The 21849-nt window shown below is 41.7% G+C and carries 17 protein-coding genes and 1 pseudogene; 7 read left to right on the forward strand and 11 right to left on the reverse strand.

Annotated elements, in window-relative coordinates:
• Window positions 1–26 precede the first annotated feature (26 nt).
• Entirely contained in the window at window positions 27–341 is a 315-nt protein-coding gene (locus HMPREF9446_RS05410; RefSeq protein WP_148345737.1) for a hypothetical protein, read from the reverse strand.
• Between the two features lie 650 nt (window positions 342–991).
• Entirely contained in the window at window positions 992–1153 is a 162-nt protein-coding gene (locus HMPREF9446_RS18650; protein WP_009124433.1) for a hypothetical protein, read from the reverse strand.
• A 112-nt stretch (window positions 1154–1265) separates the two neighbouring features.
• Here HMPREF9446_RS18650 and HMPREF9446_RS05415 point away from each other — a divergent pair, with 112 nt between their 5' ends.
• A complete protein-coding gene (locus tag HMPREF9446_RS05415) occupies window positions 1266–2702 on the forward strand; it encodes a sensor histidine kinase (RefSeq protein WP_009124434.1) in 1437 nt (478 codons plus the stop codon).
• Between the two features lie 3 nt (window positions 2703–2705).
• Window positions 2706–3419, forward strand: a complete 714-nt coding sequence (locus HMPREF9446_RS05420; protein WP_009124435.1) for a response regulator transcription factor — start codon at window positions 2706–2708, stop codon at window positions 3417–3419.
• A gap of 49 nt (window positions 3420–3468) precedes the next feature.
• Here HMPREF9446_RS05420 and HMPREF9446_RS05425 read toward each other — a convergent pair whose 3' ends face one another.
• From HMPREF9446_RS05425 to HMPREF9446_RS05450, 6 genes are all read right to left on the reverse strand, one after another.
• Window positions 3469–4689, reverse strand: coding sequence for a TolC family protein (locus HMPREF9446_RS05425; protein ID WP_009124436.1), 1221 nt, complete (start codon window positions 4687–4689; stop codon window positions 3469–3471).
• Between the two features lie 30 nt (window positions 4690–4719).
• Complete coding sequence (locus HMPREF9446_RS05430; protein WP_009124437.1) at window positions 4720–7845, reverse strand: efflux RND transporter permease subunit; 3126 nt, start codon at window positions 7843–7845, stop codon at window positions 4720–4722.
• A gap of 17 nt (window positions 7846–7862) precedes the next feature.
• Window positions 7863–9119 (reverse strand): efflux RND transporter periplasmic adaptor subunit, encoded by a 1257-nt coding sequence (locus tag HMPREF9446_RS05435; protein ID WP_009124438.1) that lies wholly within the window; start codon window positions 9117–9119, stop codon window positions 7863–7865.
• 103 nt (window positions 9120–9222) lie between these two features.
• The gene (locus HMPREF9446_RS05440; protein WP_009124439.1) at window positions 9223–9639 is read right to left on the reverse strand and encodes a DUF6769 family protein; all 417 of its coding nucleotides are present in this window, start codon (window positions 9637–9639) and stop codon (window positions 9223–9225) included.
• Between the two features lie 62 nt (window positions 9640–9701).
• Window positions 9702–11078: an FAD-dependent oxidoreductase gene (locus HMPREF9446_RS05445; protein WP_009124440.1), complete on the reverse strand. Its 1377-nt coding sequence runs from the start codon at window positions 11076–11078 to the stop codon at window positions 9702–9704.
• 81 nt (window positions 11079–11159) lie between these two features.
• Window positions 11160–12794, reverse strand: coding sequence for an ABC-F family ATP-binding cassette domain-containing protein (locus tag HMPREF9446_RS05450; protein WP_009124441.1), 1635 nt, complete (start codon window positions 12792–12794; stop codon window positions 11160–11162).
• Window positions 12795–12881: 87 nt separating this feature from the next.
• On the opposite strand from HMPREF9446_RS05450, the gene HMPREF9446_RS05455 reads away from it, so the two are divergent.
• The 5 genes from HMPREF9446_RS05455 (at window position 12882) to HMPREF9446_RS05475 (ending at window position 19582) form a co-directional block, all read left to right on the forward strand.
• Complete coding sequence (locus HMPREF9446_RS05455; RefSeq protein WP_009124442.1) at window positions 12882–13283, forward strand: response regulator; 402 nt, start codon at window positions 12882–12884, stop codon at window positions 13281–13283.
• Window positions 13284–13592: 309 nt separating this feature from the next.
• The gene (locus tag HMPREF9446_RS05460; RefSeq protein WP_245532246.1) at window positions 13593–14231 is read left to right on the forward strand and encodes a DUF6088 family protein; all 639 of its coding nucleotides are present in this window, start codon (window positions 13593–13595) and stop codon (window positions 14229–14231) included.
• Between the two features lie 14 nt (window positions 14232–14245).
• Window positions 14246–15265: a nucleotidyl transferase AbiEii/AbiGii toxin family protein gene (locus HMPREF9446_RS05465; RefSeq protein WP_009124444.1), complete on the forward strand. Its 1020-nt coding sequence runs from the start codon at window positions 14246–14248 to the stop codon at window positions 15263–15265.
• A 164-nt stretch (window positions 15266–15429) separates the two neighbouring features.
• On the forward strand, window positions 15430–16533 hold the full coding sequence (locus HMPREF9446_RS05470; RefSeq protein ID WP_009124445.1) for a ComEC/Rec2 family competence protein: 1104 nt from the start codon (window positions 15430–15432) through the stop codon (window positions 16531–16533).
• Entirely contained in the window at window positions 16493–19582 is a 3090-nt protein-coding gene (locus HMPREF9446_RS05475; protein ID WP_009124446.1) for a serine protease family protein, read from the forward strand. Before HMPREF9446_RS05470 ends, HMPREF9446_RS05475 begins: the two co-directional genes overlap by 41 nt.
• 52 nt (window positions 19583–19634) lie before the next feature.
• Here HMPREF9446_RS05475 and HMPREF9446_RS05480 read toward each other — a convergent pair whose 3' ends face one another.
• From HMPREF9446_RS05480 to HMPREF9446_RS18955, 3 genes and pseudogenes are all read right to left on the reverse strand, one after another.
• Window positions 19635–20036, reverse strand: coding sequence for a hypothetical protein (locus HMPREF9446_RS05480; protein ID WP_009124447.1), 402 nt, complete (start codon window positions 20034–20036; stop codon window positions 19635–19637).
• Window positions 20037–20048: 12 nt separating this feature from the next.
• Window positions 20049–20699, reverse strand: a complete 651-nt coding sequence (locus tag HMPREF9446_RS05485) for an Eco57I restriction-modification methylase domain-containing protein (protein ID WP_410510774.1) — start codon at window positions 20697–20699, stop codon at window positions 20049–20051.
• A pseudogene (locus HMPREF9446_RS18955) lies at window positions 20681–21259 on the reverse strand (Eco57I restriction-modification methylase domain-containing protein). The gene HMPREF9446_RS05485 and the pseudogene HMPREF9446_RS18955 overlap by 19 nt, the downstream one beginning before the upstream one ends.
• Between the last annotated feature and the right edge of the window lie 590 nt (window positions 21260–21849).

A 21849-nucleotide genomic window follows, 5' to 3' on the forward strand; every position in this document is an offset into this window, starting at 1 on the left:
TGGTTTATTTTGCGTTAGTGATATACTCAATGGTTGAATCTTTTTATATGTGCAAAACGCTTGTACAATAAAACTATCAAAACAATTCCTCCTGCAACCTTTATTGTGGCGTTATATCCTGACAGTAGAATGAGGGATAAAAGAAAGATGATGACGATGGCTACTAATGCGGGTATAGGATGATGAAGATAATCCATAACAGTATATCTTTTTCTAAGGAGGGTATATATGGATATTATTCCTAATAAGAAAATCGGTTTCTGTACCCATTCAATAGGTATAAAGAATGCTGCAATAATCAAAATCAGACTAATGGCACCGCTAAAAAGTATTTTATTCATAATCATCATCATTTATAATAGGTTTAACAAAATACGGCTGTATATATAAGTAGTTGATTTTACAAATTAATAAATATGTTTTGTTGTTGTAAACTTTGTTTGGAGGTTTCCTTGAAAAAGTCTGTCTTGAAATCCCTTTTCTTTAAAAGAGTGTGTTTGTGTTGATGCTGTGTTTGTGTTACTTTAACTTTCTGTCAAGCATAGACTTTTTCAGGAATCCCTTTTCTTTCTCCCTATCGGGGTGGTTTCCACAGATTGGGCCTATTGCATCTGCGGGCTTTTGTGAATTTGATGTCTTTCATTTTTCTTTGTTTTTTACTGTTGCTGTATTTGTTTTAATTTGATGTTGCAAAGTTAAGTGCTTCACTTTGTTTCTTTTGTTAGAGTAATGTTAGTTTTACGTTAAACTTTCATTGTTCCTTAACAAAGCAGGGGCAGAAACTTTAGTGTGTTCTGCGGATACTGCGGGTTATAATACTTCTTTTTCGTTCTCATTGGTTTTAGCCTTTTAATTGTTAGTGTTCTCTTTGTTTGATGTCGCAAAGTTAGGGGCTTTAGTTCGGGATTAATGTTAGAGCAATGTTAGTTCTACGTTAAAGTTGTTCGCTTTTCTGTATTTTGCTTATTTTTATTGTTTTAGTCGATTGTTTTTAGTCTTTCTGATATTCGAAGTTGAAAGGGATGCCAAGCCACATGTTGTTTATCCAATCGGTATTGTTAGGATTGTCATTGTTTTCATACCCTTTCTTCTCTTCTCCACCGAAAATTTCTTCTTTTTCTTTTTGATTCAGTTCTACGATTAAATCTTTCATGATATTTTAATTTGTAAGTTATACATTTGTTTTTTTATTATGCCGCAAAGTTATTGCATGGTATTTGGTTGTAATGTTAGGAAAATGTTAGTTTTACGTTAAGACTATTAAAATGAATATGTATCTTTGCGGCCAGATTGTTACGATGAAGAAGATGAATGATATAAAACTGTGGTGCACCTTATATATAAAGAGGCATTTCGTTGCATTGGTTAAGATGTGGCAAAGTAGAAAAAAAGCTTATTTGCCATTCTTCACTTCATTGGGGCTGGTGGCTGCAATAGCAATTCAGGGAGTTTGGCTAAATAATACCTATATATTAATAGAGGAGAACCTGCGTAAAGAAAGCAGTGAGGCGATTGCTGAGGCGGTAAGGAAAGAAGCCTCTATTCGTTTTGCTACAACACCTAAAGGGACAAGAATAGACGGTTCTTCCAAGAATGATACTGTTCCGGAAAACACTTTTTTTTATGAAGGAATTACGGATCTGGGCTATCCGATGAATATGGATACGGTTGATTCCATAGCTTCTGTTCTCTTAAAAGAATATGGAATTGAAGACGACTTCGTGGTATGTGAAGTGAAGTTGCGGAGTAGGGAGTTGTTGAGACAAAGTAAGATATTGAATTTTTCTCGTGATACAATTCGAAGTAAAGCTGTTCCGGTAAGAACGGATTTGTCGGAAGGTGTAGAACTTCTCCTTATTAATCCTTACAAGACTTTTTTTGAACGCATGGGTTTGCTTATGATAGCCTCCTTTATCATGTTGGTTTTAGTAATCGGTTGCATTGTTTATCAGATAAAAGTAATCATCTACCAGAAAAAAGTGGCCAAACTTCGCGAGGACTTCTCATACGCTATGATTCATGACATGAAGACGCCGCTTAGCTCTATCATGATGTGCTCTGATGCGTTGAATGACGAGAAAATAGAAAGCATACCGGAATTGAAAAAGAGCTTTCTGGGAGTTGTAAAGTCCGAAACTGTGCATTTGTTGAAGTTGATAAACAAGCTGCTGACCATTTCGAAGTTGGAAAGCCATAAGTTGACGATGGTCAAAGAGAAAGTACAACTGGAACCGATGCTTGGGAGAATAAGGGAAACCTTTAAGGCGAAATCTACCAAGCCGTTGTATTTCACGTTAAACCTGCAAGCCAGGGAAGTGGATGCCGACAAGGAATATCTGGAAGAGGCTGTCTATAACTTGGTGGATAATGCCGTCAAATATTCTAAAGACGAGGGGGAAGTGGAGGTGGAGATAACTTCGGAATGTAGCGGAGGTTATTCTTGCATCAAGGTACGCGACAATGGCATCGGCTTTTCCGAGGAGGACAAGCGGAAGATATTCGATAAATTTGAGCGTGGTTCTGCCATCAAAAGTTCCCGTTTGGGCAAGGTGGCGGGGTTCGGATTGGGACTGAACTATGTGTATCAGGTGATGGAGGCACATGGAGGGACAGTGACGGCGAGTAGCGTAGTTGGAAAATTCAGTGAATTTACGTTGTATATGCCGGCATTGGAGGAAGAGGATACTGAAAACAAAGAATGATACATGGAAAACAAAATTAAGTTGCTGTTGGTGGAAGATGATATCACCTTGACCTATGTAGTGAAGAATACCCTGGAAGGGTTGATTGGGGGATATGAAGTAATTACGGCTGCCAATGGGCAGGAAGGCTTGAAAGCGTATAAGGAGCATCGTCCGGATATCATTATCTCAGATGTGGAAATGCCTGAAATGAATGGGCTTCAGATGCTGGAACGCATCCGTGAGGTGGATTGTGATACGCCTATCTTATTGGCTTCGGCATTGGGTACGCCCACTGATGTGACCAACGGGTATAAGTTAGGAGCCGACAATTATGTGAAGAAGCCTTTTGTTGCTGAAGAACTGGATGCCCATATACATGCTTTGCTTAAATTGAGAAAAGGGCAGCCCTTGCGCAATGAAACGAACTGCTATTACTTCGGCGATTACAAACTGGACGCCGAACATGCTACCTTGAAAAATGACAAAGCCGGTAAGAATGTAGTACTAAGTCGGCGCGAAGCCGGAATTCTCAAACTTCTTGCACAGAACAAGAATCAAGTGGTGAAACGGGGCGCCATTGTCAGTCATAACTGGGAAACCGAGGATGAAAACGACTACTTTATTTCCCGTAGTCTTGATACCTATCTGGTGAAACTACGCAAATGCTTGGAAGATGATCCCACTGTTTCCATAAAGACAGTCAGAGGAGTAGGGCTGATGCTGGTAGAGGAATAAGGATATAAAGAAAGAGAGCTGTCCGCCAACCGCAGACAGCTCTCTTTCTTTATAACCGGCTTTTGAAAATCTGTGCCATCGCCTTCTGGTATTGATTCTCCAATTGCAGGAGGTTCATCTTGCTTTGGTACACTACCGAGATTTCCACAAAATATTCAATCATGCTGATTTGCCCTCCCATGAGTGCCTGTTTCAGCAGGGTCAAGTCTTGCTGTTGCCGGAAGGTACGCTCGTACTCTTCCATGGAAGTATGCAGATTGCGGGCTTCTTCATACAGTTGCCATAAAGCAGAACTGGCTTGCAGGGCGGCATTCTCCTTCTGGTACTCTATGTTGAGGGCTTGTGACTTGGCCATTTTAACCTTACTGCGATTTTCGAATATCGGGAAAGAGAAGCCTACTACTACTCCGTTCAGCGGATGCCCGCTTTCCGTATTGCGGCGGTAGCCTAATTCCAGTTTGGGCAACCATCCCTGCTTGCTGGCGGAAATCTGTTTGCGGGCTGCGGCGCTTTCCCCATGGAGTGACTGCAGGGCGGGGTCTGCGGCGAGGAGCTCATCGCATACCTGCTGGAAGTTGACGGGCAGCGGAGCGGCGGGATATTCCGTCAAGCCGAGCACTTCGGCAACCGGACGGTCACTGACGATCAAGGTTTGATTGCCATTCAAGGCAGTCAGTTCCTTCAACTTATTGTTCAATGCGGTTGCGTTCATGCGGGCTTCCGTGCGCACATTCAGTAATTCTAAATTGATTTTGTTAGTCTCCAGAGCGTTGGCGTCTCCGGTTTCCAGACGTTTGTTGTACATGGCAGACAATTCTTCCGCATTCTTCAGACGTTCGTCAAGTAAGGATTGCTGGCGTTGCAGCATGATGATGTCCAGGCATATCTCTTTGGCCTGAAGCAATATTTGCTGGCGGAATGCTGTCGCTTGAGCGTCCAGTGCATTTGTTTTCAGACGATTCATCTTCCCGCGGGTGGCATAAAGCGTGGGGAAGTCAAAACTTTGGGAAATAACCAGTTCGCCCACCGTCTCGTCGCTATTCTTCGAATCCCATAGATAAGCGTATGACAAGGTCGGGTCGGCCAGATTGTTATTGGTCTTGTTTTCCAGTTTTTGCGAAGAAATGAGTTGGGCATTGGCTTGCAACTCTTTGTTGTTCGCTTCAATTTGCCGGAGCACGGCATGGATAACCTCCTCCCGTCCCTCTCCAAAGGAGAGGGAAAAGGGAATGATACAGGCTGTAATGGTGGCGATTATTATCTTTTTCATGCGTAAATATTTTAATTAAGATGGGTAACTCTACTCCCTCTCTTCCGGAGAGGGTTCGGGGGAGGTTTGGGTATGCATCATCAGATAAACAATCGGAATGATGAAACCGTTCAGGAACGTGGAAGTCAAAAGTCCGCCCAAGATAACCTTTGCCATAGGGCTCTGTATTTCATTACCGGGCAAATCGCCACTGAGTGCCAATGGAATAAGAGCCAGTGCAGAAGACAGCGCAGTCATCAGAATCGGATTGAGGCGATCCAGAGAACCGCGGATGACACTGTCGTAAATACTGTAACCTTCTTCATGCTGCAAATGGTTGTAGTGGCTGATTAACAGCATACCGTTGCGGGTGGCGATACCGAATAAGGAAATGAAGCCGATGATAGCCGGAATGCTTACTTCGCCCGTTGTAATGAGCAGTGCAAATACACCGCCGATCAATGCCAGCGGCAGGTTGATGAGGATGATCGCACTCTCTTTTACACTGCGGAACTCATGGTAAAGCAACAGGAAGATGACAACGATAGACATGAATGAGGTCAATGCCAATGTACGGCTTGCGGCCTGTTCGCTTTCAAACTGGCCCCCATATTCTACGTGATATCCTTCCGGTAACTTGATTTGCTTGTCCACACGGTCCTGTATGTCATTGACGACACTTCGCAGGTCACGGTCCGCCACGTTGGCGGAGATCACGATCTTGCGCTTTACGTTCTCGCGGCTGATGGTATTGGGCCCCATGGCAGAGCGTACTTCAGCCACGTAGTTCAGGGGAATTTTCTGCCCGTCGCCCGTATCAATCATCAGATTGCGTATTTTATCCATCTCGTCGCGCAGGTCGTCCTTGACACGTACGGTCAAATCAAAACTTTTCCCCTTCTCGTAAACCTGCGATACGGCTTCACCTGCCAGGCAGACATTGACGAATTCGGAGAATTCCGGCAAGGAAATGCCGTACTTGGCAAGCATTTCCCGTTTGGGAGTGATGACAAGCTGCGGACGTTCAATCTGCTGTTCCACGTTCAGGTCGGCAATGCCGGGGATATCCTGTATGGTGGACTTGATTTCGTTTCCTAAAGTAAACATACGGTTCAGGTCGTCACCGAACAGCTTGATGGCGATATTGGCCTTTGTACCCGACAGCATGGCGTCAATACGGTGGCTGATGGGTTGCCCTATTTCTATATTGGCTCCTATAATGGTTCCCAGTTTTTCCCGTACCTCGGCTACCAGTTCGCTGCGCGAACGGTCTTTCAGTTCAAACGGTGCCTCTATCTCGGATACATTCACGCCCAAGGCATGCTCATCCAATTCTGCACGTCCTGTCTTGCGGGCAACGGTCTGTATTTCCGGGATGGACAGAAGCAGCTCTTCGGCACGGTGTCCCATCTTGTCACTTTCTTCCAGCGAGATGCCCGGAAGAGAAGAGATATTGATGGTGAAGGAACCTTCATTGAAGGGGGGCAAGAATGAGCGTCCCAGTGTGAAGAAGCAGATGAGTGCCACTGCAAATATACCGATGGTACCTCCAAGTACGCTTTTCTTGTGTCCCAGAACAAAAGTCAAGGCGGCGGAATACCATTGTTTCATCTTGCGCGCCACGATGGAATCCCCCGTGGTATTCTCCTTTCTGATTTTTTCTTTCCCCAACAGATAAGAGCAGAGAACAGGGGTTACTGTCAATGCAACCAGGGTCGATGCGGCCAATGCGACGATGAAAGCAATGCCCAGCGGCACTAACATACGTCCTTCCATGCCACTCAGGAAAAACAAGGGAACGAAACTTACCACGATAATCAATGTGGAATTCAGAATAGGCATACGGACTTCCTTGGAGGCGTTGAACACCACATCCAATATCGAAAGTCTTTCTTCAGCAGGTTTCAACCGGTTTTCCCGTAACCGTTTGTAAACGTTTTCCACATCCACGATGGCATCGTCCACCAGGGAACCGATGGCAATGGCCATACCTCCGAGACTCATCGTGTTGATGGTGAATCCCATGTAGTGAAGCGCCAATAGTGAGGCGACCAGAGACAATGGAAGTGTCACCAGTGAAATGACGGTGGTACGTACATTGGCGAGGAACAGGAAAAGTACGATTACGACGAAGATTCCTCCTTCGAGAAGAGACTTCTGGACATTGCCGATAGAGCTTTCTATAAAGCGGCTTTGCCGGAAAATATCCGTGGATACTTTCACGTCGGGCGGCAAGTTTTTCTGTAAATCCTTTAAGGAAGCCTCCAGTTTGTCCGTAAGTTCCAGCGTACTGGTAGCGGGTTGTTTGGTTACTGTCATCAGCACGGCAGGCTTGCCGCGTTCGGAAGCTGTGCCCAGTTTGGGCAGCTTGGCTCCGATACGTACATCGGCGATATCTTCCAGTATGACGGGAGCACCGGAAGTTCCGTTGCTGCGTACTACGGCACGTGCCAGCTGCTCTACACGGTCTGTAGAAAGCACCCCGCGGACGATATATTCGTTACCATATTCGTAGAGCACCCCGCCATTGGCGTTCAGGTTCATTTCACGGGTCACGTTCATGACTTCGTCTAAAGTTATCCCATAATGGCGCATGCGTTCAGGGTCAAGCTGTATCTGATATTCCTTGATGTCTCCTCCCAGTACGGCCACTTGCGCCACACCTCCGGTGGAAAGCAATCGGGGGCGTATGGTCCAGTCGGCGATGGTACGTAAGTCCAGCATGGAGGTACTGTCTGCGGTCAATCCCACAATCAGCATTTCACCGAGGATGGAAGATTGCGGGCCGAGAGTCGGCTTTCCTACATTGGCCGGTAATGATTCACTTACTACAGCCAACTTCTCGCTGACAATCTGGCGGGCCAGATAGACATCCGTATCCCAATCGAATTCTACCCATACGACAGAGAAACCGTTGGTTGAGGAGGAGCGTACACGACGGACACCTGTTGCGCCGTTGACGGCTGTTTCTACCGGGAAAGTAACCAGTTGTTCCACTTCTTCTGCCGCCATGCCGTTTGCTTCTGTCATGATGACTACTGTAGGCGCATTGAGATCAGGGAACACATCTACTTCCGTATGCATGGCGGTGTAAGTACCGCCGATCAATAACAGCACCGAGGCTACAAGTACCAGGATGCGGTTTTGGAGTGAGAAATGTATAATTTTGTTTAACATGTGGAGTAGAGTTTGAATTAGTGTTCATGACTATGTGCCGGTATTGCATTGCTTGCGGATGCCAGTTTCACTTGATAGGCTCCCCGGGTAACTACACGGTCGCCGGCCTTTACGCCGGAAAGAATCTGTACGCTTTCACCATTGTCCGCACCGAGAGTGACCAGCTGCTTTTTATAGCCTTCTTCATCCAGTTGCAGATAGACGAAGAAACTGCCTTGTTCCTCGGTCAGTGCGCTATGGGGCAGGGATATGACGTTTTCCATCGGCGAAGACAGTAGGAATACTTCAACGAACGCTCCCGGAATAATGTCGCCTTTGTTGTCGAATTCGAATGTTACGGGAACATAATAGCCGTTTTCACCCGATGCTTTGCCATACGAAAGCATGCGTCCGCTTAAATCTTTCAAGCTATACACTTTGCTATTGTAAGGAGTACAGAAATTGGCGGAGCCGATAGTGCTCAGATAAGGATAATACTTCTCCGACACATCGGCACGGAGAAACAATTTCCGGTTCTGGGTGATGCTGACCAGCGGCTGTCCCACATTCACATAGTCTCCCTCCTTTACCAGCAGGCTCTTGACGTATCCGCCGATGGGGGAGGTTACAATCTGTCCGTTGGCCGACTGGTTCTTGGCCACGGCCTCATAACTGATACGTGCGTTCTCGTAGGTCTGTTCTGCTTGTGCAAACTCTTTTTCCGATACAATCTTATTGCCGACAAGCGCTTTCATGCGTTCGTATTCTTTCTTGGAAACCTCGTAAGCGATACGGGCTTTTTGCACAGGGTCGCCGTCCGCCATATTTTTAGATGACAGGACAACCAAGGGGGTACCTTTGCCTACGCTCATACCTTCTATTACCTGGCCTCTGAAAGAAACGACCCCTGCTACGGTGGCTACGGCTACGCTTTCATCTCCCTGGGCAGCCATTACCTGTCCGCTGGTCTTAATGACTTGATGGAAAGTTCCCGGTTCTATCACGTCAGTCTCTACTCCGGCTGCCCGGGCCTTGGCGGGAGGAAGGATAATCTCGTCAGTGCCTCCTTCGCGGCTTTCGCCTTCGTGCCCGTGGTCATGCCCTTCATGTTCATGGCCTTCATGTTCATGTCCTTCGTGTTCATGATTGTGCCCTTCATGTCCGTGGGCATCTTCTTGTTCGTGGTTATGACTTTCCGTTTTATGGTTGTGTCCTTCGTGGTTTTCTCCGGACTTACTGTTACAGGAGCCCAGCAGGAATAATCCGATGGCTCCCATGAAAATAAATTTCTTCATGATAATATTATTGTTCTTGATTTTCTAATTGGATGTAAAATTAGGAAATGAGACATGCGATCCGGTTGCATGGTTGATGGGCCGGATGGCGTTTGTCTCCGGCTTATGCGCCGGCAAGAATATACGGAGGGGCACGAAGTCCCGTAGCACGTGTGATAAACGTGCTGTGGAGAGATTCCAGATAGATACCGTCCTGCCTCTTTATGTCATTTTCGGGCAGAACCAGTAATTTGAAGATGGGTTCAAAGAAAAGGGTGACCACCCACATTGCATCGGGATGCGCCCATGCGTCATTACCCGTATTGGGCGTTTGCTGCACGAAGTACGTGGTGACACATCCGGTGTCGCAGCAACAATGTTCATTGGCAGGGCTATGACGGTGCTCACAACAATCTTTTGTGATGTCGTTCTTCATGCAGATCAGTCCGTCGGCGTGGTGATGGTGAGGAATGACGGGTATCACCAGCATAACCATGCTGATGAAAAACAAGAAGTAGGTGATATACTGTTTCTTTTTCATTCCTCTATCTTTGAGCGGACACAAAGATAGAGGTTAATGTATTAATAACCAAATACAAGATGCTAAAAAGATTTGAATAAGTCATTCAGTCCTTCGTTCATGCTGGGATGGGTGAAAATAAAATCGCGTAAGAAAGCGTAGTGCTGGCCGGTTTTCATGGCTTGTGCCACCGTATTGATAACTTCCGGCGCATCGGCACAGAATAGCGTACAGCCTATAATCTGTCCTGTATGTGTATTGACTACAGCTTTGAGCATGCCGTCTATGTTTTGCAGCGTACGGGCACGGGGCACTACGGAAGCCGGAAGGCGTGATACCCGAATGGAGTAGCCGCGTTTGACCGCTTCTTCTTCTGTCAGCCCAATGTGTGCCAGCGGTGGGTCGGTAAAGATGGCAAAAGGGATAGGGTAACGGTCTTTGGTGCTCCGGGACTTGTCTCCAAACAGCCGGTTACGGATGATACGGAAATCATCGGCGGACATATAGTCATAGAGTTCTCCACCTTTCACGTCACCCAATGCCCAGATATGTGGAGCGGTGGTCTGCAGCTGTTCGTTGACGATGACTGCCCCGTGTTCATTGATTTCTACACCGGCTTTTTCCGGATTCAGCCCGTCAATCATCGGCTTGCGTCCGGTGGCAAGCAGCAGTGCATCCCCTTTCAGGTAATAGGGCGTACCGTCAAAGCCGTCGGTATAAGTCAGTGTAACGCCGTCGGAAGTATCGTATAGAGCTTGGGTGCGCACGTTCAGATGGAGGCTGACGCCTTTACGCTTCAGGGATTCCATCATGGCTGCCGCAATGTCCCGGTCTATTTCGGGGAGGAAGCGGTTGCCGGCTTCCAGCACGGACACATCGCTGCCGAACCCTGCGTACATGGTGGCGAATTCCAGTCCGACGGCTCCGGAACCGATAATGAGCAGGCGTCTGGGGAGTTTGTCCAACTGTAGCAGCGATTCGCTGGTATATACATGCTTGCTGTCATTCAGCCCCTCGATGGCCGGCACAATCGGTACCGAACCGGTATTGATGAATATCTTTTTCCCTTTCAGTATCGTTTCTTTCCTTTCAGAAAGGATACTGATTGTGTTTTCCGACAGGAAGGAGGCCGTCCCGTCATATACGGTGATGTTGGTATTGCTCTTCACATTCTCGTAGTTCTTTTCACGGAGGTAGTGTACGAGTTTGTTCTTGCGTGCAACGGCAAGTGTGTAGAACTTGGATTGGTTTTTATAATCATCGTGATACAGGCGCTCGGCGTATTCGGATTCGTGGATCAGAGTCTTGGTTGGAATGCATCCTGCGTTTATACTGGTTCCTCCGTACATTTGGGGAGAACGTTCAACAATGGCAACTTTCCAGTTACGTTCGGCCAGTTCGACGGCTAATTTTCTGCCGCCTTTGCCGAATCCTATAATTATGGCATCATATTGTTTCATTTTACTTTTTCTTAGTTAAGTGGTTAGTACAATGAAACAATATGGATTAACCATTTGTTCTTGAGGGGTGTTAATGAAAGTTTATCGTTCCAGTTCGCGGAGAGAGTCCATCTTTTTCTTCTCAAGGAACTCATAGATACCGCTTAAATGTTCTTTTACCTGTTTGTTTCCGAATTCATAGACTTTGGTCACCAGTCCGTCCAGGAAGTCACGGTCATGGCTTACTACGATAAGAGTACCGTCAAAATCCAGGAGTGCCTGTTTCAGGATGTCCTTGGTCTTCATATCCAGGTGGTTGGTAGGTTCGTCCAGTATCAGCAGGTTTACCGGTTCGAGCAGCAGCTTGATCATGGCAAGGCGTGTGCGCTCTCCTCCGGACAATACTTTGACCTTTTTCATGGATTCTTCCGGACCACCGAACATGAAAGCTCCCAGCAGGTCGCGTATCTTGTTGCGGATTTCTCCTTTGGCCACATCATCGATGGTCTGGAACACGGTCAGGTTCTCATCCAACAGGGAAGCTTGGTTCTGTGCAAAGTAGCCTATCTGTACGTTGTGCCCCAACGTGAGGCTTCCCTCATGCTCTATCTCTTTCATGATGCACTTTACGAGGGTTGACTTTCCTTCACCGTTCTTGCCTACAAAAGCTACTTTGTCGCCTCGTTCTATAGTCAGGGTGGCATTCTTGAATACGACATGCCCGCCATAGCTTTTCCCTACTCCTTCCATGATGACAGGATAATTGCCCGAACGGGGTGAGGGAGGGAACTTCAGGCGCAAGGCCGAGGTATCTTCTTCATCCACTTCCAGCAGTTCCAGTTTTTCCAGCATCTTTACGCGGCTTTGCACCTGCAGGGTTTTGGAGTAGGTGCCTTTGAAGCGTTCTATGAATTCCTTGGTTTCGGCTATGAACTTCTGTTGCTCGTCGAATGCCTTTTGCTGCTGTTCGCGGCGTTCCTTGCGTAGCTCCAGGTACTTGGAGTAATTCACTTTATAATCGTAAATGCGCCCCATGGTCACTTCGATGGTACGGGTCGTGATGTTATCTACGAATTTGCGGTCGTGGCTGATGACGATTACAGCTTTCCCGTTATTGATAAGGAAGTCTTCCAGCCATTGTATGGATTCGATGTCCAGGTGGTTGGTAGGTTCGTCCAGTAATAGTACGTCGGGCTTTTGCAGCAGCAGTTTGGCAAGTTCGATACGCATGCGCCATCCGCCGCTGAAGTCACTGGTCTGTCGGTTGAAGTCTTCGCGTGTGAACCCAAGTCCTAGCAAAGCCTTCTCTACATCCTCTTCATAGTTGGTTGCGTCGATGGCATAGAACTTTTCGCTGAGGGTGGAGACCGTTTCAATCAGTTCCATATAGCTGTCGCTCTCGTAGTCTGTACGGGTTTCCAGCTCCTTGTTGAGACGCTCTATCTGCGCTTCCATCTCGTGCAGATGGGCAAAGGCCTGTGCCGTTTCTTGAAATACGGTACGTCCGTCTTCTGTCATCAGATGTTGTGGCAGGTAAGCGATGACACAATCTTTGGGGGCTGATATCCTGCCCCGTGTAGGCTGTCTTGCTCCTGCCAATATTTTTAACAAAGTGCTTTTACCGGCTCCGTTTTTCCCCATGAGGGCAATACGGTCTTTTTCGTTGATAACGAAAGATATATCACTGAATAAGGTGGTGCCGCCAAATTCTACGGCGAGTCCGTCTATGGAAATCATTGTCTAATTTTTAAAATGAAGTGCAAAGATAGTGTAAACATATTATTTTTCGTATCTTTGCCTCATATAAAATAAAACGCATGTGTCATGGAATTGGAGAATAATACAAACGATTACCGTCCGCTTATTTTGGTAGCGGAAGATGATGACAGTAATTTTAAGTTGATAAAAGCTATCATTGGCAAGAAGTGCGATATATTGTGGGCAAGGAATGGAGAAGAAATTGTCGCTTTGTTTGAAGAAAATCATGAAAAGGCGGAGGCTATTCTGATGGATATCAAGATGCCTGTCATGAACGGGCTGGATGCGACGGTGCTTATCCGTCAGAAGGATAAGGAACTGCCTATTATAATGCAGACTGCATACGCTTTTACGGCAGACCGTGAAAAGGCCTTGGAATGCGGGGCTTCGGAAGTGTTGGTGAAGCCCATCACCTTGAGTGCTTTGCGTACTTGCCTGAGCCGGTATTTACCTGAACTGGTGTGGTAGAACTCCACACTTGAGCCGAAATATAAAACATACCACAGTGATTGTCAGCAATACATCAACTGAGACTTTATGAAATGATACCATAGAGTTCCCGTTGTTTTTTATTTTCCCAAGAGACATATTTCTATAGCAGAATTTCGATTCTTTGTCGGTAAGTCAAAAAATAATAGAGTTACCGATAAGAAATATGAGCATTATTAAAAGAAACGACCTTCATTAATGAACATTCCCAAACATGATTTTTCGATCCTAACTAATAAATTACTTAGCAATTCATCGTTTATCTGAATCCTTTTTATATCTTTGCATTTGAAAAATTATCAAAATTTCAAAGGTGTGATGGCGAATGAGTATTCTATAGATGGTGCAACTCTTAGGCAACGCATAGAAGCTATGCCTGAGGATTGTATTCTGTTTCGTTCAGATTTCCCCGAATACCACACGGAATTTGTGGGGAGTGTTTTGTCTGAGTTGACAACTGAAGGCATGCTTGTTAAAATTGCACATGGAATATATGCCAAGCCAAGAAATAGTCGATTCGGTGTTGTGCTTCCTTCGGTTGATAAGGTAGTACAGGCAATTGCAGTTCGAGATAACGCAGAGGTGTTGCCATCAGGTATGACAGCTCTGAATGCATTAGGACTATCGACTCAAGTACCGATGAATTACACATACCTTACTACAGGAAGCGAACGAACAATAAACTTATCCAATAGAAAAGTAGTATTAAAACGAGGTGTACCCAAAAACTTCTGTTATAGTACCCGTCTAATTTCACTACTTGTTCAAGCACTTAAGGCTCTGAAAAAGGAGAATATAGGAAAAGGTGACTTGAATATAATTCGACAATTGATATCAAAAGAAACAGATAAGGAGACTTTAATCAAAGATGTAGATATGATGCCTGCATGGATGAAACGAATTATAAAACCAATGCTAACCGCTTAAAAGGAACTTAAATTATGGGAAAACTGTGGTTAAACAATGAGATCGTGGACCGTTTAGCAATGTTACAGCAGACGGAGGTTGAACATCCTGGCGTTAATCAGATAGCTATAGAAAAGGACTGGTGGGTAACAGTTACGCTGAAGGCATTATTTCAAACAGATTGCCGTGATTCTTTGATATTCAAAGGCGGAACATCGTTGTCAAAAGGTTTTAATATCATAGAGCGTTTCTCTGAAGACATTGATTTGGCAATCAATCATTCGTTCTTTGGTATTGAGGGAACAAGTAAAAGTCAGCGGGAGAAATTACGCAAAAAGGCACGAGCATATATTCACGAGACCCTTTCTTCACAATTAGATGCCTGTTTGAAAGAAATGGGAGTTTCTGGTTACAGTATAGAGAATGTATCTCAAGAACAAGATAAAAATGGAGAATGGAGACTAATAGATTCTGACAAAGATCCTACGGTAATTCTATTACACTATCCGTCAATTCTTGAGGACACGATAATTTACATTCCTCCACGTGTAAAGATTGAGATAAGTTGTCTTTCAATGGACGAACCAACCGAATTACGACCAATCCGTTCTCTAATAGGTGAAAGTTTTGATAGCGAAGATACCGATGCAGACAGTTTGGTCAGAACAGTAGTTCCTACTCGCACATTTCTTGAGAAACTATTTCTTTTGGCAGAAGAATTCCAAAAAGAAAAGCCGAGAAGTGTACGAATGTCTCGACATCTTTATGATTTGGAAAAACTGATGGACACAGAATATGGTGTAAAAGCTTTGTCGAATCGCAAACTTTATGATGCCATTGTTGAGCATCGTAAGGCTTATTATGCTTTGAAATATGTGAATTATGATTTACATGCTCCAGCTTCCATCAACTGTACAATACCAGAATCGGTTATAGGGGCATGGCAAGATGACTATGCAGATATGAGACGTTTCTTCATTTATGGTGATTCTTTGGAGTTTGATGCACTCATGTACAGAATAGAGGACCTTCAAAAACGGGTAAGAAATTTATAGCTTTGTAGCCTCTTTTTACACGATGTGGACGATTTTTATGATAAATGTTATCAAAACTCAGGTATCCTTATATACACAACTTTGGAATTGAACACCAATGAAGAAGAAGTAAATTGAAAAAGCAATAAAGTTGCTCAAAATGCATTGGATTAAGACTATAAACTATGTGCACCATTAATTTAGACAATATCCAAGAATCTTATATACAAGTTCTACAAGCTAAGCATGGGGACGCACTCATTTTGTGTTGTAACAAATCCGATAAAAGAGGAGTCATAGTTATTGATGGAGGACCTTCTCCTAATCCACGTTTTAACCCTTTTGTAAAAGAAGTGGAGAACTGTCTTCCAGTTGATTTAATGATATTAACCCATTTTGATGATGATCATCTAGTTGGAATAAAAGACTTTATTGAGAGACATCAAAACGATGTCCCTTTCCCCGTTAAAAGAATTTGGGCGAACTGTGCAAAGCATGTTGATTTTGATACGTCAGAAGACTTGTCATCTAATAAAGCAAGTAAGATGGCTGATATTCTATGTGCAATATCGCAAAAAACACAGTTTGATTGGGAAGGATACCGATTGAATGGATTTGTGGACGATACTATAACCTTTGCCGATATAGATATTATTAATCCACGAAAAAATTTATTTAAGTATTTTATTGACAATTATAAAGAAGAGTATGATGTTGGCGTCACTGAAGAAAATCTGTCAAATAAAATAGATACAGATTCAGACATCAACATAGACATGCGTGAATTGGCACAACGTAGTAAGACTTTAGGAAATCCGAACAAGCCTTCAGAACTTGTCAATATGGTTTCGTTAAGTATGATAATACGTTGTGATGCATTTAGCGTATTAATATTAGGAGATAGCTTTCCGCAAGAAATATATTTGTCTCTTATTGAAAGAGGTTATAGCAAAGAAAATAAGTTGCAAGTAGATTTCATAAAAATGTCTCATCATGGCAGTGCTAATAATATCAGCAATGATTTATTAGATATTATAGATTGTGATAAATTTATCATAAGTACCAATGGAAGTAAAGGTTATAAACATCCACATAGAGAAGCTATAGCGAATGTTTTATGCCATCCAGAAAGAGATTACTCTCGTACTATTCATTTTTATTTTAACTATCCGCTTGAAACTATAATTAACAATAGAGAAGAAGCTTTGTTTAATTTTGAGTTAGATAAATGTTTAAATTTAGAATGTCATGAGCCGAAAGAAATTAATAGATTCATCTTGTTACCCTGATATAGATACACTTCAAGCATTATCTGTAAAGATTGACTGCATTAATGAGCATGAAGGAATTATTGAAAATGGAACAGGAACTTTGTTTGCAAATGACGGTTCTTATTATGTTATAACAGCAGCTCATTGTATTCTTAATAATACTACCAAAAGCTTCTATGATAAGAGATATATTCAGATAAGCCTTCCTCATATATGCAAAACCCTTATAGAGGTGAATGAAGTTTTAGAGTTCAATTCTGATGATGATGCAGATTTCGCTCTTTTATCTGTTAAACTAGATATTGATAGTTTCCCGATAAGTTTTGATTATGAGAATGATATTCAATTTATAGGTAAAGACGAGTTTTGTACTAATACATGTTTCTATGGTTATACATCCTCAGAACCAACAGGGCGTATGTTTCGTGCCAGGATGGTATCTACAAACACATATGAAGTAGAAGAAAATGCGATATCTGCAACGGGTGCAGATTTTTCTCGTGTAATGAAAGGAAGTTCGGGTAGTGGGATTTTTGTTGAATACGAGAACCGAATATTTTGTCTGGGATATGTAAAAAGTCGTATGACAGAGACAGACAGATTAAACGACATTAAAATACGCAGAATACCTAGTGATATAAACAATAAGTTCTCGCATCCCATTCTGCTACATTCTATTCAACAGAAACAAGCACTAGAAGCGTCTCTTACTCCTCAATCTCATGTTGAGATTGAATACATAAATAAATGGAATGAGTTAAGCATCGCCTTATCTAAGAATGAAGATATTACCAGAATTCTTAATGATATTAGTGAATTAAAGATTCACTATCCATATGTAAAGTCTGTTATATATCAAGAACAAATTACAAATATCATATTAAGAAACAAGAATCAATGGAATGCTTGCGAACGACGTGCATTTATTTATGCATTACAAGATCGTGGACTATGGCCTGCTTTATTCGGAGAACTCCCTCAAGCTGGCGACTTCAATGATATTCCTGAATATAAGAACATGATGTTTCGTGCATCAACTTTTGCCTGTGGATCTACTGATGAAGCAAATATACCTGATAAAAATACAGACGAGGGTATGTACGACTTAGTTCTTTGTAAAGCATTTAAGTTTGAATTTGACAAGATGTTCGAACTGATTAATGCTTGGAATCCTAATGGAATATGGTCTGTAAAAAAAGCACTACTTGTATATTTATTTAGAAGAGATGAAGACGCTCTGAATTCAGTAAAAATGTTTATCGAGAATAAAACGAATTCTGAAAACGAAAGATTTGTAGCCACTCTTATATATAATATTGCAAGCCAACAATTTCCACAACCATATAAATATACAGAATTTTGGGAACGTGGTGTAGAGGAACCAAGTGAGATAATCTCATACATTGCAGCAAGAATTGATAAAACAAAAACACAGCCTCATATTTTTGGAACTCATTCTACGCAAATTTTTGGCAGTACAGATTCTACTTCTTTTCCTGAATCTATTAGATTGTTACAATATTTGGCAAATACAGGTTTAACAACAAAATTTGGTATTTATAGTATTGTAAATATAGAACATTGGATGAAGGTGTTTCGGCACTTGGTACACTTCATCCCTTACCCTACAGTTTATTATACATTGCAATATGCAGAAGAGAAAACTGTGAGATGGGCAGGTCAGATGATAGCATATAGTGATGATGATTTTTTAATTAGTGTTCGTCCAGACTTACTTAATACTTTATTAGGAGCTTTAAGAATTGAATGCACTCCTAGAAACTTATATGCAAGCATTTATTATATAACCCAAGAATTATATGTATCAGTTAAAGAAAGTGTATGGTATGATGAATTTAGGAAATCTGTTTTAGATTATTTTGTTGGAGAAATAGATGCAGCAAATGTAAGTATGTCGGATGCTATCTATAAGAACTTATTTTCTGCTATTCAATGTATTAAAGACCTTGAAAGAAGAAAGGAAATATTTATTCAATTAGCGAATAAAATGTCACAAAATCCGCATCTTATTAGTCGATTATTATGCAATGCATTGTTAGTAGATATAGAATTGGCTGCTATTCCTGAAGTGGAAGAATGTTTATGGCATATAATCTATCAAATTCCTATAGCCCGTTCGTATCATATTTTATACGAGTTTAATCGAGTTAATACATTGACTGCAGAGCAAAGAGCAGTAATAGATAGCAAAATATTAGCCGAACAATTATCATTTTCAAAAAGTGATTATATAGCCTTAGTTAATTTGAGTAATTTAGCTCTCTCTGAAGAAAGTATATCTAAGATAAAACAAATAGCTCTCTCTGATGACATATGGAATTGCGGTATTACAGATTCTTGTTATACAGCTCCAATGCCATCACACATTGAACTATTTGACGATAAAGTGATATGGTCAGAAGAAGAATGGCAACTTATTCGATCGAATATGGAACAAAATATAGAGCTCTTAGAAAGCAAAAAGATCAAAAGAGAGTCTTCAAATTTCTTCAATTCTATGTACCTTCATCTTCTTTCAGACATGAAATTATTTATACTACAGATACAAAAAGCTAATGGATTTAATGTAGAAGATATACTTTATAGGGTCAATACTTTGATTGAACAAATAAGCGGATATAAGAACCTTATAGAAGCCCTTTCATCAAGTGACTATAATGAAGTAAATGTTGCATTGGATTTATTGAATGTACAATTGAGAACAGATGATTTTAATAAACATATAGCTGAGATAAATATCATTATTAATAAAGTTGTCCTTAAACAATCTGCAAATATTGACAACTGCATTAACTTTATTGCTTTTCTAATGCGAAAATATTCAGTAGTGATGAAAAAGCATTTTGGAGATTTATTACTGTGTCTACTGAAGAATTTTATTGATTATAATTTTGAAAATATGAATTTCCATGTTCCAAGCGTTAATCATAAACTAAGTCTTATAGCTCATTATATGAAACCTGAATTTGAAGATTATATTCAGATAAAATATTGGACTTCAGATAAAGTTGTGAATCGTTTTGGTGGTTATACTACTCTGCCTTAATAGCATAGTCACGACAATAGCCTGCGGAATCGCAGGCTATTATTGTGTTCTCTTAGATGCTTTGTTCGATGATTTTTATATCATCCTTTGACAACTCATATGCTTGATAAACAAACTCATCAATCTGCTTTTCTATTGTAGAAGTGTCCGTCAAATTATTAATACGCTTAGTTTCAATAACTTCTTTAACTAACTCGGAAATCCTCAATTGGACACCTAAATCTAACCGTGGAATTGGAAAATTATCAACTTCGTAACCATTAACATTGCTATTAGTACTGAAACATCTAAAGAACCAATTTATGGTTTTTGAGTTTAAGAAACCCAATAAACAATATAGGTCTATAGTGTGTGATGGCAAGATGTAATTGCACGAATTCGCCAAATAATATCCTTGAGGAACAATGGACATAACAAGTCTTATATTGTCATTTGCACCTGTCATTCCTTGCATTGCAATTCTCTTTTATTTGTGATGGGCAGATTTCTCAGTAGTCCCATATTTTGACAAATATTTATCTTCTTCGAGATAATCTATTTGACCTTGGCTCATTTGATGAGTATAATAGTATCGTTGTATTGAAGCTCCCTTCAATATAACAGGGTTGCTAATATTTGAGTCAAAGAATTTTTTATGAAATGTTACATTTAACTCACCCTCTATACATTTCAGTGATATTTCTTTTTTCTTCAACAACTTAATGACTGTTGTTTTGTATTCAGGTCTCAAACGTGGTATTGTATAATCAATACAATCAATTGCTATAATGTCATTAAGAGAAAAAGAAGTACTTAACCCTGATGATTTATGCTTGTCATCCCAAACATATACAGGGAATACATAATCACTATCGACTTTAGTGTTTTGTATTAATGATATACACACACTCATCTTTACACTCTCAAAAACACGCTTCTTCTTACTATCTCGTTCGGGGAACGAATCAATTTTGATAATCTTGTCATTCTTGAGGATATACTTTCTCAAATTTGTAGCCTGTCTATCTCCTAAAAAAGAATTTTGGAAGATAAAACAATTTATGCCTTTTGTAGATAGGAGTTTTTTTACTGCATTTGCGATAAAGAGTTTGTAGGCATTTAATTTACCCCCCCAAATGCTATCGTATAGTCCTTATCACTACGTAAATCTGCAATCTCTCCAACATGTGATTCTTGATATAGAAAATACGGTGGATTGCCAATCACGATATCAAATCCCTCCTTATCATCACGATTGAAAACATCGCTAAACTAAGTGTGCCAGAGAAAGAATTTGTTATTTTCGGCAAGATTGATGTCTTTAAGTTGGGCGAGAATTTCAGGATTGTATGCCTGTGCCTCCAACTGCTTGTTGATGGTGTCTGAAATCTCTTGTTGTAGTTTTACTTTTCTGTCGTGGTCGCTACAAGAGTAGTATGACGATAGCAAGTGTGATACGGTTTTCTGCAAACGATTCTTCTCATCATCGAAAAGAGAAATTTCGCCTTTATCTTTCTTATATTCCTTTTCGTAAGTGAGTTTGCTCAAATCTACGCCCATAAAACTTTCGATAAGCGAATTGCCCTGCATAATCTTATAGTCAAGGTTAGGCAATGGCGATGGAGTCTCTTCATCTACCACGATTGAAAGCCAAAAACGCAAACGGGCAATATCAACCGCACCTTTCTCAATATCCACACCATAGATGTTGTTTTGGATAATGCTCTTCTTAATCTCGGCACGATCGTAATGCTCACCATATATCCCGAAAAAACTTGCAGCGGATTAAGACAAATTAAAGAGCGTGTCCCGAAAGCGATACCACCTAAAATACTATATAACAAATACTTTATTTTCTCTTGTTATGCTTTTCTTTTCATTTTCGACTTTCCCAACCTGCTATCAAAACATATATTGCAGTTCCACGCTTTCTTGTTTTGAATCTAAAGTTAAAGAAGTCTTTTCAGCTTTCATCTTATCTTGGCATTGCATGCCGTTTGGGATATACGCTGCATGGAGAGCCGTTTGTGTATAGAAATTGTTTTGGTTTCGATGTGTCCGTTCCTTATCTTTGCGTGAATTTGAACTAAAGACCATAGAGTTATGCAAATAGAAAAAACACATCATCTGTCGGGCTTGAACACATCATGCGTTTCACCCGAATGCATCATCCGTTTAGGGACAACGCATCATGCGTTCCTATCCTCCTGTTTCTCGGCCGGTTATTTCAAGAACAGTCCTTCCGGTCCGTTCCCCCCCTAGATATACGGATAGTATATCTTATCTTC

The organism is Bacteroides fluxus YIT 12057 (assembly GCF_000195635.1).
Classification (GTDB): domain Bacteria; phylum Bacteroidota; class Bacteroidia; order Bacteroidales; family Bacteroidaceae; genus Bacteroides; species Bacteroides fluxus.